Genomic DNA, 12,500 nt, shown 5'->3' with positions numbered 1-12,500 from the left:
TCTCCCAGATCATCGGTGACACCAGCCCCGCCATGGATATCGACAACGAAAACTATCCTGGCGGGTTCTATAAGCTGCTGCGGCAGCTCGAAAAGAAAGAGGTGCCGTTTGTGGAGCCGCTGTCGGCCTTGCCGGCGGCCGATGCCGATTTGACCGCTCTCATTGGCCCGCTGACAGATCCCGGCCCCAAGCCCGCGAGGCAGAAGGATCTGCCGATCCATCATATCGCGCATAAATGGCAGTCCCTGCGGGAAGAGTTTGCAGGCGAACCTGAAATCTGGGCGGTCCATGCGCTCTGTATTGCGATCTTGCGCCGCCGGGATGCGCCACCGGATGCGCGGGCGTTGTTCTTGCGGATCTGGGCGGAGCATGGCGGCGCATTGGCGGCGGGTTTGCCGACGCGCTGGCTGATCTCAGCGGCAACCACCTTTGCGGATCATGGGGACACGATTGATCAGCGGCTTGGCGGACAAGGGCTGCAGTTGCTGTTCCATATGATCAAACTGCACGACAGTGAACGGAGATTGTCAGGGCGACCCACCGACAGCGGCCTTCCCCGTGTAAAGGGCAAGGATCTGGATGACATCGGCCTTGGCATGACACCTTACCACCTGCCCCATGGCGATCTGGATCGACAAATGCTGGCGCGGCTGTGGCGGTATGGCGAACGGGACTTGGTGCTGCGGCCACTCGCCATCAGGATGCTGCGCATGGTGATGGAAGATCCCCGCAGCATTTTCGGACGCATTCAGCGCTACAAGACGCATCGCAGGTCATGACCACGCCGAGCCAACCGAAATGGGGTATTGTCAGCACCATCAAGGCCGACGCCAAATCTATCCTGGATTTTGCCGCCTACCACCTGGATCTGGGTGCCCACCGGTTACATCTGTACCTTGATGCAGAAAATCCCGACGTCTACCCACATCTAAAGGCGCATCCGAAAATTCGGGTGATCACCTGCGACGATCGCTATTGGAAGCAGCACAAGGCGCCGCGTCCAAAGATGCACCAGCCCCGCCAGACGATGAACGCGACCCACGCCTACGAGCGGATCCAGACCGACTGGATCGCCCATATCGATGTGGATGAGTTTCTCTGGCCTCATGTTGCAGCCTCAGACCAAAGCCGGGCGATCACAGAAACGCTAGCCGCGCTGCCTGCTGAGACGGATGTGCTGCGGATGCGCCCGCTGGAGGCGCTGGCCGGGCATGCGGATCACTACAAGGCGATGGTTCCCTCTGGTGCTGAACGGGAGCATGAGGTCACGGCGATCTATCCCGAATTCGGCGTTTTCCTCAAAGGCGGCTTTCTCAGCCACACGGCAGGTAAGCTGTTTGCCCGCACCGGCCTCCCCGATATTCAGTACCGAATCCATAACTTGTTCCAGCATGGTGAGAAAAACACCCGCGAGACCGAGCAGGAGGGATTGCGGATCTGTCATCGCCACGCCGCCAGCTGGGATGACTGGCAAGGCAGCTACCGATTCCGACTGGCGCGTGGCTCCTACCGGCCGGGTCTGGGTGCAGGATTTCCGGCGCGTTTCGGCGGATTGAACAAGCATGAGCTGCTGACCATGATCGAACAGGACCACGGTATAGACGGGTTGCGACGCTTCTTCGGCGAAATCAATGCGGAGCTGCCTGAGGTCTATGATGCGCTACGCCTGCGGGGTATGATCCATCATTGCCCACTGGATTTGGCGGCCAAGCGACGTCAACATTTCCCGCAATTTGACTAAACTGTTTCGGGTTTACCCGTTACAGGATCAATAACCTGCGAAAACCCGGCTTCGTTTGACGATTGCAGCGGATTTTGCTATGCCCCGCCGCAAGCCGATCAAGACAGGACGCAAGACCATGCGGAATCGGCCCTGACATACACGCGCGGGCCAGGTCAGTGTCCGCAAAAACGGACGCATATGACAAAATTTTCAGATCTGAACCTGAACCCCAAAGTTCTCAAAGCGATTGAGGAAGCGGGTTACGAATCCCCCACTCCCATTCAGGCAGGGGCAATTCCGCCTGCTTTGGAGGGGCGTGATGTATTGGGAATCGCACAGACCGGCACCGGCAAGACAGCATCGTTCACCCTGCCGATGATCACCCTGCTGGCGCGCGGTCGCGCCCGGGCGCGCATGCCGCGCAGCCTAGTGCTCTGCCCCACGCGCGAGCTGGCAGCCCAGGTGGCGGAGAATTTCGACACCTACACCAAACACCTGAAACTGACGAAGGCGCTGCTGATTGGCGGTGTTTCGTTCAAGGAGCAGGACACGCTGATCGACAAAGGGGTGGACGTGCTGATCGCCACGCCTGGTCGTCTGCTCGACCATTTCGAGCGTGGCAAGCTGATCCTCTCTGACGTCAAGGTGATGGTGGTGGACGAAGCCGACCGGATGCTCGACATGGGGTTCATTCCCGATATCGAACGCATCTTCGGCCTGACGCCCTTTACCCGCCAAACACTGTTCTTCTCCGCCACTATGGCGCCAGAGATTGAGCGGATCACCAATACGTTCCTCTCCGCGCCTGAGCGCGTGGAAGTGGCCCGTCAGGCAACGACGTCTGAGAACATCACCCAAGGCGTGGTGCTGTTCAAAGCCTCCCGCCGGGACCGTGAGGGCAGCGAGAAACGTAAGTTGCTGCGCCACCTGATTGATCAGGAAGGCGAGAAATGCTCCAATGCGATCATCTTCTGCAATCGTAAGACGGATGTGGATATCGTCGCCAAATCTCTGAAGAAATATGGCTATGACGCGGCCCCGATCCACGGTGACCTGGATCAAAGCCAGCGCACAAAAACGCTGGAAGGATTCCGCGAAGGCTCCTTGCGGTTCCTCGTTGCCTCCGATGTGGCCGCACGCGGCCTTGATGTGCCCAGCGTCAGCCATGTGTTCAACTTCGACGTGCCGAGCCATGCAGAGGACTATGTCCACCGCATCGGTCGGACTGGTCGTGCGGGACGCGACGGCACCGCGATGATGATCTGCGTGCCCAAGGACGAAAAGAACCTCGAAGACATCGAACGTCTGGTCCAGAACGAGATCCCGCGCATCGAGAACCCGCTGAAGAAAGCCAAGGCCGAGCCAAAGGCAAAAGACAGCAAGGACGATGCAAGCGGCGAGGCGCCTGAACGCAAGACCCGCAGCCGCCGCTCCTCTTCCCGCAGCTCCGCTGCCAAGGATGTGAACGAGGCGGCAGACGCCCAGCAGGCAAATGATGCTGCGACCGCTGAGGTCGAGGCAACAGCACAGGAGCAGAAGGCCCCTGAGCAGGAAAAGCGCGCGTCTGGCCGTGGCAAATCTGCCGAGAACAAATCCTCCGGGCAGAAATCTGGGCAGAAGGGCAACCAGAAATCCGGTCGTGGCCGTGGCGGCAACGACCGTGGCAATGATCGCAATGTGGTTGGCATGGGCGACCACATGCCCAGCTTTATCGCCCTCAGCTTTGCCGAGCGCCGCGCCGGGTAATATTCTCGGCGATTGCTGAAATCATCAGGGCTGCCTCTCGAGGCAGCCCTTTTTCATTGCGCCGGGTCACCGGACCAACAGGAGCCATGCGCCAGTTGTCGGCCAAACGCCTCTGAGCTTTGCACTTGCAGCATGGCGGGATTGCCCATTTTTGCAGATGTCGCCCGACCCCGGAAAGCCTATCTGAGGGTCAACAAGACATAAGACACCCAAGAGGCCTGCCATGAACAATCTGGAGTTTCCAACCGTGACCGCCGACGAAATCCGCGCCATCGAAGCCCGCGCGCATGAGCTGCGTGCCGAGGCAATGGCCGCTTTCCTGCGCAGCCTTGGCCGGGGCATTGCCAGCCTGCCGGGGAAGTTGGCCGCGCTGATCTCGCGCCCCCGTCACGCCTGATCCGACGCCTGCGCGCAGGCAGCTGAGAGCAGACGGTAAGGTCAATCCCCTACCACAGATGAAAGCCCCGGCACGCTGCCGGGGCTTTTTCGTTCCAGCCCATCGATTGTAGGCATACGACTGAAAAAACGGATCAAAAAAGGCCCGCCACATCAGGTGCGGCGGGCCCTTAAATCAGGTCAAAGCGGTCTGGCTCAGCGCATCCGGCTGACCACCACGGTCACCTCGGGTTTCTTGCCGATCTCATTCTGCGCGGTCTGGCGGGCGACACGGCGAAGGTTCTCTTCCAGCTTGTCATCGTCGCGCAGGGTCTTGGCACCGGCACGCATGATAAACTGGTTCAGATCCTCTTCCATTACCTCAACCAGCGCGGCATTAGAGCGACCGGTTTCCGCCAGCCCCTTAATATCGCACCAGGGTTCGCCGAGTGGTTCGTCTTCTTCATCCAAGATGACGGTGACGACCACATGACCGTTGAGCGCCATGCGGATCCGGTCGCGGACAACGCCATCGAGCGCGCCATATTTGACCGACCCATCCAGATAGGTGCGCCCGGTGTCGACGTAATCCACCACCTTCGGCGCGTCACCTGTCAGATCCATCATCATGCCGTTCACGGCCACAGCACTGGCGATGCCCTTCGCCTCGCCCAGACGGGCGTGCTGGCGCAGATGGCGGTGTTCGCCATGCATCGGAATCAGAATCTGCGGTTTGATGATGTCATGCATCCGCTCAAGATCGGGGCGGTTGGCATGGCCGGACACATGGTAAAGACCGGAGCTGTCATCCACCACATCCACGCCTTTTTCGGAGAACTGGTTGATGATGCGAATGACACCGCGTTCATTGCCAGGGATCGTCTTGGAGGAGAACAGGAACAGGTCGCCCTCCTTCACCTCGATGCCGCGGTATTTGCCGCGTGCCAATTGGGCAGAGGCCGCGCGGCGCTCCCCCTGGCTGCCGGTCACAACCAACATCAGGTTTTCGCGCGGCAGCTCCTGAGCCGCCTCAACGCTGACCACCTTTGGGAAGTTCTTCAGAACGCCTGTTTCGGTCGCAGCCTCGACCATGCGCTGCATCGCCCGGCCAAGAAGGACAACGGAACGGCCCGCGGCATGGCCTGCCTCGGCCAGGGTTTTTACCCGCGCCACGTTAGAGGCAAATGTGGTTGCAACAACCATGCCCTCAGCCTCGCCCACCAGACGGGTGATCTCCGGGCCGACTTCGACCTCAGACCGGCCGGGGTTCAGCGAAAACACATTCGTGGAATCGCAGACCAGCGCCTTGACGCCATCCTTGGCGATCTCCGCCCACATTTCCGGGTCGAAGGCTTCGCCCACGATGGGAGTCGGATCAGTTTTGAAATCGCCGGTGTGGACGGTACGGCCCGCAGGTGTATCGATCACCAGACCGCCACTCTCCGGGATGGAATGCGAGATCGGAGCGACACCGACGGTGAAGGGACCAAGCTTTGTCACCTCGGGCCACGCGGAAACGGTTTTCACCTCTTCACTGCCGAGACCAGCCTCATCCATCTTGCGGCGCGCCAGATTGGCGGTGAAGGCACGGGCATAGATCGGCACGTTCAGATCGCGGTAAAGATGCGCGACCGCGCCGATGTGGTCCTCATGCGCGTGGGTGATGAACACACCCTCCAGCTGGTCGGCCCGCTCTTTCAGCCAACGGATGTCCGGCATGATCAGATCGACGCCGGGGCTGCTGTCCATATCTGGGAAGGTGACACCCAGATCCACCAGGATCAGGCGTTCCTTGCCCGGTTTGCCGTAGCCATAGACATAGGCGTTCATGCCAATTTCGCCCGCCCCACCCAGGGGCAGGTAGATTAAACGTTCAGTGCTCATCCTCGAGACCGTTATCCTTGTTGTATTTGTGTATGATCTGTAGCCCGTGCATCGTGAGATCATCCTCAAATGCGTCAAACAGATCGGCTGTCTGCTGGAACAAAGGCGCCAGCCCGCCTGTCGAGATTACTTTCATCGGCACGTCACGCTCCGCCTTGATGCGGGCGCAGATTTCACGCACCAGTCCTACGTACCCCCAGAACACACCTGACTGCATACATGCAACCGTATTGGTGCCGATGACGGACTGGGGTTTGGAGATATCTACATGGGGCAAGGCGGCGGCGGCCTGATGCAGCGCCTCAAGGCTGAGATTCACGCCCGGCGCAATGACCCCGCCGATATAGGCGCCATCCTCGGCCACCACATCAAAGGTTGTTGCTGTGCCAAAATCGACCACGATCAGATTGCCACCATATTGATCAAACCCGGAAACCGTATTGACCAAACGATCGGGGCCCACATTCGTTCCCTGATCCACCCGCACCGAAACCGGCAGAAGGCAATCCGGCTTGCCGACCACAAGGGGGCGCGTGTTGTAGTAGCGATCCGCCAGGACCCGCAGATTGAACACCACACGTGGCACCGTGGAGGAGATGATCATATCGGTGATATCTGCCTCGATCCCCTGCAGCCGCATCAGCGTGTTGAGCCAGACATAATACTGATCTGCCGTGCGCCGCCAATCGGTGGCAGTCCGCCAGGTACCGATGAAATTCTCCCCGTCCCAGATTGAAAACACCGTGTTGGTATTGCCGCAATCCACCGCCAGAAGCATGACCTGCCCTGCTCCTCTTCCTAGAAAAAGATATCCGCCGCAGGGATGCTGACGCGGCCCTTGGCGGTCTTGAGGACAAGGTTACCGCTGCCGTCCACCGTCTCAAACGTGCCCTCGGTTTCAGAATTGGAGGTTCGCGCGATGATCACCTCACCCAGACGGGCTGCACGGGCCAGCCAGGCGGTGCGGATCGGTTCGAAGCCATAGGTGACAAACTGCCGTTCGCAGCGGGCATAGGCGGCCGCCAGCTCGGTCAGGAAATCCTCAGGCGTGATGTGGATGCCCGTCTCCGACAGCAGTGACACCGGCCAGACCGCACCCGGCTCCAGCCATTCCTGCATCGGCGTCTCAATCAGATTGACCCCGATCCCAATCGACAGATAAGTGACGCCGCCTGCGGCCCCTGCGCTCTCCAGAAGAATGCCCGCCAGCTTACCACCGTTCAAAAGCACGTCATTGGGCCATTTCAGCGCCAGTCCCGCGGTCTCCCCGCAGAGTGCGACGCAAGCCTCATGCAAGGCAAGGGCCGCCACGAAGCTGCGCAGCGCCACCTGCTCCGGCGCACCATCTGGCCGCATCACCAGAGTTGCTGCAAAATTGCCCTTCGGTTCCTTCCAGGCCCGCCCTCTGCGGCCGCGCCCCTTGGTCTGGCGCTTGGCCATGATCCATTCCGGGCCGGTCAGCGTCGGCGCGCGGCGCGCGGCCTCATCCAGGGTGCTGTCCACCTCCTCTAGCAGGCTGCGCCCGTATCCCTCTGGCCACTCACTCATGATCCTGTCCCTTCAAGGCAAAAAGGCCCAGTCCGCAGACCAGGCCTTTGTGTGTTCTGTGTCAGAGCGATCAGTTGACCAGCGTGGCAGCCGCTGATGCCGCTGCACCCTCGATGCCGAACATGTTGATAATACCCAGAAGCATCACCGCAGCCGACGCCATCAGGAACCCCCAGAGGATTGGCGAGCGGTTGGTCTCCAGCTCCTCGCCTTCGTCACCGAAGTACATGTAGTAGACGATGCGCAGGTAGTAGAAGGCCCCGATGACCGAGGCAATCACACCAGCAACCGCCAGCCACGCAAGGCCGGCCTGATAGGCCGCGTTCAGCACGTATAGCTTGCCAAAGAACCCCAGCATCGGCGGCACGCCCGCTAGTGAAAACAGCAGGATCAGCATGGCCAGCGCCTTGCCCGGCTCACGACGGGAATAGAGGTTCAGCGCGCGGATATCGGTGATTGGTTTGCCGTCTTTCTCCATCATAAGGATGAAGGCAAAGGTGCCGATGTTCATGGAGACGTAGATCGCCATATAGACCAGCAACGCCTGCACACCATAGGCCGTACCTGCTGCAAGACCCATCAACGCGTAGCCCATGTGGGCAATGGAGGAATAGGCCATCAGACGTTTGATATCGCGCTGACCAATCGCCGCGACAGCGCCGACAAACATGGAGAGCAGCGACAGCAGCGCAATGACCTGGCTCCAGTCCTGCACCGCATGGCCAAAGGCATCATGCAGTACGCGCGCAAACAGACCCATTGCCGCGACCTTCGGTGCCGAGGCGAAGAAGGCTGTGACCGGTGTCGGCGCACCTTCGTAGACGTCCGGGGTCCACATGTGGAACGGAACCGCCGAGACTTTGAACGCCATGCCGGAGATCAGGAAGACCAGACCAAACAGCAGGCCGACAGACACGTCGCCGTGCTTGGCAACGGCGTAGATGCCCGCAAAATCGGTCGTACCGGCAAAGCCATAGACCAACGACGCGCCATACAGAAGCAAACCGGAGGACAGCGCGCCAAGCACGAAATACTTCAGGCCGGCTTCGGTCGATTTCACGCTGTCACGACGCAGCGAAGCCACGACATAAAGCGCCAGCGACTGCAGTTCGAGGCCCATGTAAAGCGACATCAGGTTGCCGGCGGAGACCATCACCATCATGCCCACCGCGCTGAGCGCGACAAGGATGGGATATTCAAACCGCAGCATGCCCCGGCGCGACATGTAGTCCTGGCCCATAACCAGAACCGCCGACGCCGATAGCAGAATGGCAACCTTGGCAAAGCGGGCGAACCCGTCATCGACAAACATGCCGTTGAACGCCTCGCGGCTACCCGACGCGCCTGTCCCGATCCAGATCGCCAGCGCCGACATCAGCCCGGCCATCAGCCAGATCAGAGCCGGGGCCAGTTTGTCCTTGCCCGTGTAGACACCCATGAGGAGCGCCACCATTGCGCTGAGCGCCAGAACAATCTCTGGCAAGATAACGGTGAGATCAGCTGGGATCATCGCCCACGCCCCCTTAGTGCGAAGCCATCTGGGTCGCCGGGGACAGATCCGCAGCGGCCAGAGATTGGTTGAAGTTAGCAATCAGCGCCTCGGTCGACGGACTGATGATATCGGTGACAACCGCCGGGTAGACCCCCAGAAGGATGGTCATCACGACAAGCGGTGCAAAGATAAACCGTTCACGCGCAGTCATATCCTTGATGGTTTTCAGGCTGCCTTTGATGAGGTCGCCAAACACCACGCGGCGATACAGCCACAGCGCATATCCCGCAGAGAAAATGACGCCGGTCGCAGCAACGGCTGCCACCCAGGTGTTTTTCTGGAAGGTCCCCATCAGGGTCAGGAATTCACCGATAAAGCCAGACGTGCCCGGCAGGCCGACATTGCCCATAGTGAAGAACATGAAGACCAGCGCATAAGCAGGCATACGGATGACAAGACCGCCGTAGGCGTCGATGTCACGGGTGTGCATCCGGTCATAGATCACGCCCACGCAGAGGAACAGCGCCGCCGAGATGAAACCGTGGCTCAGCATCTGGAAAATCGCGCCGTCAATACCCTGCTGGTTCGCGGCAAAGATCCCCATCGTCACAAAACCCATATGCGCCACGGAGGAATAAGCGATCAGCTTTTTCATATCCGACTGCACCAGCGCCACAAGCGAGGTGTAGACCACCGCGATTGCCGACATCCACAGGATCACGTCGGTCATTACATCGGCGCCAACCGGGAACATCGGCAGACTGAAGCGTAGGAAGCCATAACCGCCCATCTTCAGCAGGATCGCTGCCAGCACAACGGAACCCGCCGTCGGGGCCTGCACGTGTGCGTCCGGCAACCATGTGTGCACTGGCCACATCGGCATTTTCACCGCAAAGCTGGCAAAGAATGCAAGGAACATCAGAGTCTGGGCACCACCGACAATCTGAACCCCCAGCAAGCTGAAGCTTTCAGACGCAAAGGTGTGGTTCAGCAACCCAACCTGCCCTTCCTGGCATGCTGCAATACAGGTGTGTCCGGCATCTGCAAACATTGCCACCATCGCAACCAGCATCAGCACGGAGCCCAGGAAAGTATAAAGGAAGAATTTGAACGACGCGTAGATCCGTTCCTTGCCCCCCCAGATGCCAATGATCAGGAACATCGGGATCAGGCCAGCCTCGAAGAACAGATAGAACAGTACCAGATCCAGCGCCATGAAGACGCCAAGCATCAGCGTCTCCAGCATCAGGAAGGCGATCATATATTCCTTCACACGCGTGCTGACGCCCCAGCTGGCCAGAATGGTCAGTGGCATCACAAATGTGGTGAGCATCACGAAGAGCACCGAAATGCCATCCACGCCCATCTTGTATTTCAGGCCAAAAATCCACTCCGCCTCTTCGACGAACTGAAAGCCCGTGTTGGAAGGGTCGAACTGAAAATAGATGCCAAGGCTGACCAGGAAGGTGATCGTGGTGGCAAAAAGCGCAACAGATTTGGCGTTGCGCTGCGCCGCCTCATCCTCGCCGCGCAGGAACAGGGCCAGAATGGCCGCCGCAAGCGCCGGGATAAAGGTGACAATAGAAAGGAGATTGTCCATCAGTGCGTTCCTCCGCCGATCGACATCCAGGTAACCAGAGCAGCAATGCCCAGCACCATCCAGAAAGCATAAGTGAAGATGTAACCCGACTGTGCGCGACCGGCGAGGCGGGTGAAGAAGGGAATGATGCCCATGGCGATACCGTTCAGGGCACCGTCAATGGTCTTGCCGTCACCGCGCTTCCAGAAGAAGCGGCCGATCATCAGCGCTGGTTTGACAAAAATCGCATCATAAAGCTCATCGAAGTACCACTTGTTCTTGAGGAACAGATACAAAGGCTGCTGTTGCTTGGCGAGACGGCCAGGCAGGCTTGGGTTCACGATGTAGAACAGGATCGCAAGACCCAGACCAAGCAGCATCGCGATGAACGGCGACACCTTGACCCATTTCGGGGCAGCGTGGGCATCGTCCAGCACGGTGTTCTCGGGGCCGACGTACAGCGCGCCCTCACCCGGCTTGCCGGTGAACACATAGTGATGCTCGCCCGTGGCCGCTTCACCGTGATCATCCTTGGCTTCGCCATGGCTGTCTGCACCATGCGTATCGTCCCCATCGGCATCACCGTGGCCCTCAGCCGAAGCTTCCGCATAGGGGATGCCATAGAATTTGCCGACCTTATCGGTGTGGCCAAAGAAGCTGCTGTACCAGATCATACCGGAGAACACCGCACCAAGCGCCAGAACACCCAGCGGGATCAGCATAACCATCGGGCTTTCATGCGCGTGATCATGCGTGTGCTTGTCGCCGCGTGGCTTGCCGTAGAAGGTCAGGAAAATCAGACGCCAGCTGTAGAACGAGGTCATCGCGGCAGCCGCCACCAGCAGCCAGAACCCGTAGGAGGATCCACCGGCATAGGCGCTTTCGATGATGGCGTCCTTCGACAGGAAACCAGCAAAGCCGAAATGGGTAAGCGGAATACCAACACCAGTGATGGCCAGCGTGCCGATCATCATCGCCCAGAAGGTATAGGGAATTTTCTTACGCAGGCCGCCATAGTTCATCATGTCCTGCTCGTGGTGCATCGCGTGGATCACCGAACCCGCGCCAAGGAACAGCATCGCCTTGAAGAAGGCGTGCGTGAACAGGTGGAACATAGCTGCCGAATACATGCCGACGCCTGCGGCGACGAACATATAGCCCAGCTGAGAACAGGTCGAATAGGCAATCACACGCTTGATATCGGTCTGAACCAGACCCACAGTCGCCGCGAAGAACGCCGTGGTCGCACCCAGTACGGTGATGAACGTCGTCGCCTGAGGCGCCACTTCCATCAGCGGCGACATCCGGCAAACGAGGAAGACACCCGCGGTCACCATGGTTGCGGCGTGGATCAGGGCTGACACCGGGGTCGGGCCTTCCATCGCGTCCGGCAGCCATGTGTGCAGGATCAGCTGTGCCGATTTACCCATCGCACCGATGAACAGCAGGATGGCAATCAGGTTGGCCGCATTCCATTCGCCCCACAGAAAGCTCAGCTGGGTTTCCGCCAGCTGTGGCACCGCTGTGAAGATATCATCGAAGTTGATGCTGTCGGTCAGGAAGAACAGTGCAAAGATACCAAGCGAAAAGCCAAAGTCACCCACACGGTTGACGATGAACGCTTTCATCGCTGCCGCGTTGGCTGAGGGCTTGCGGTAGTAGAAGCCAATCAGCAGGTAGGAGGCAACGCCCACGCCTTCCCAGCCGAAGAACATCTGGACCAGATTGTCAGAGGTCACCAGCATCAGCATCGCAAAGGTAAAGAACGACAGATACGCAAAGAAGCGCGGCTTGTAGCTCTCGCCGTCTTTCCACTGCGGATCATGGGCCATGTAGCCGAACGAATAGAGGTGAACCAGCGAGGACACTGTGGTGATCACGATCAGCATGATCGCGGTCAGCCGATCCAGACGGATCGCCCAGGAGGTCGACAACGACCCGCTTTCGATCCAGCGCAGGATTTCGACGGTGTAATAGCCGTTTTCATGCGCGGACGGGTCAAAAGTCAGGAAGATGATCCACGACAGAAGCGCCGACAGGAACAAAAGCCCGGTTGCGGTCCACGTCGCTGCGGTTTCGCCGATGAATTTCCAGCCAAAGCCACAGATGATGGCCCCGACCAGAGGGGCAAAGAGAAGGATGGTTTCCATGAC

The 12,500-nt window shown here is 59.2% G+C and carries 10 protein-coding genes; 4 read left to right on the top strand and 6 right to left on the bottom strand.

From position 1 onward, the window contains the following. Nucleotides 1-32 precede the first annotated feature (32 nt). The 4 genes from D1820_RS01060 (at nt 33) to D1820_RS19005 (ending at nt 3,866) form a co-directional block, all read left to right on the top strand. The gene (locus D1820_RS01060; protein WP_118067580.1) at nt 33-779 is read left to right on the top strand and encodes a hypothetical protein; all 747 of its coding nucleotides are present in this window, start codon (nt 33-35) and stop codon (nt 777-779) included. After that, nucleotides 776-1,741, top strand: coding sequence for a glycosyltransferase family 2 protein (locus D1820_RS01055; RefSeq protein WP_118067579.1), 966 nt, complete (start codon nt 776-778; stop codon nt 1,739-1,741). The genes D1820_RS01060 and D1820_RS01055 overlap by 4 nt, the downstream gene beginning before the upstream one ends. A 180-nt stretch (nt 1,742-1,921) precedes the next feature. Then, nucleotides 1,922-3,469: a DEAD/DEAH box helicase gene (locus tag D1820_RS01050; protein WP_118067578.1), complete on the top strand. Its 1,548-nt coding sequence runs from the start codon at nt 1,922-1,924 to the stop codon at nt 3,467-3,469. A gap of 223 nt (nt 3,470-3,692) precedes the next feature. Continuing rightward, nucleotides 3,693-3,866: an RSP_7527 family protein gene (locus D1820_RS19005; RefSeq protein ID WP_162894045.1), complete on the top strand. Its 174-nt coding sequence runs from the start codon at nt 3,693-3,695 to the stop codon at nt 3,864-3,866. Between the two features lie 194 nt (nt 3,867-4,060). On the opposite strand, the gene D1820_RS01045 is transcribed toward D1820_RS19005, so the two are convergent. From D1820_RS01045 to nuoL, 6 genes are all read right to left on the bottom strand, one after another. Beyond that, nucleotides 4,061-5,728, bottom strand: a complete 1,668-nt coding sequence (locus D1820_RS01045) for a ribonuclease J (RefSeq protein ID WP_118067577.1) — start codon at nt 5,726-5,728, stop codon at nt 4,061-4,063. Continuing rightward, entirely contained in the window at nt 5,718-6,506 is a 789-nt protein-coding gene (locus D1820_RS01040) for a type III pantothenate kinase (RefSeq protein ID WP_102897309.1), read from the bottom strand. Before D1820_RS01040 ends, D1820_RS01045 begins: the two co-directional genes overlap by 11 nt. 20 nt (nt 6,507-6,526) lie before the next feature. After that, nucleotides 6,527-7,276 (bottom strand): biotin--[acetyl-CoA-carboxylase] ligase, encoded by a 750-nt coding sequence (locus D1820_RS01035; RefSeq protein ID WP_118067576.1) that lies wholly within the window; start codon nt 7,274-7,276, stop codon nt 6,527-6,529. A gap of 70 nt (nt 7,277-7,346) precedes the next feature. Further along, nucleotides 7,347-8,786: an NADH-quinone oxidoreductase subunit NuoN gene (gene nuoN, locus D1820_RS01030; RefSeq protein WP_118067575.1), complete on the bottom strand. Its 1,440-nt coding sequence runs from the start codon at nt 8,784-8,786 to the stop codon at nt 7,347-7,349. 13 nt (nt 8,787-8,799) lie between these two features. Beyond that, nucleotides 8,800-10,368 (bottom strand): NADH-quinone oxidoreductase subunit M, encoded by a 1,569-nt coding sequence (locus D1820_RS01025; protein WP_118067574.1) that lies wholly within the window; start codon nt 10,366-10,368, stop codon nt 8,800-8,802. After that, nucleotides 10,368-12,497 carry an NADH-quinone oxidoreductase subunit L gene (gene nuoL, locus D1820_RS01020; protein WP_096870974.1) on the bottom strand — a complete coding sequence of 710 codons (2,130 nt, stop codon included), beginning with the start codon at nt 12,495-12,497 and terminating at the stop codon, nt 10,368-10,370. Before nuoL ends, D1820_RS01025 begins: the two co-directional genes overlap by 1 nt. Nucleotides 12,498-12,500 lie beyond the last annotated feature (3 nt).

This window comes from Phaeobacter sp. LSS9, assembly GCF_003443595.1.
Taxonomy (GTDB): domain Bacteria; phylum Pseudomonadota; class Alphaproteobacteria; order Rhodobacterales; family Rhodobacteraceae; genus Phaeobacter; species Phaeobacter piscinae.
The sequence above is the reverse complement of the archived record's forward strand: the minus strand, read 5'-3'. Positions and strand labels throughout refer to the sequence as shown.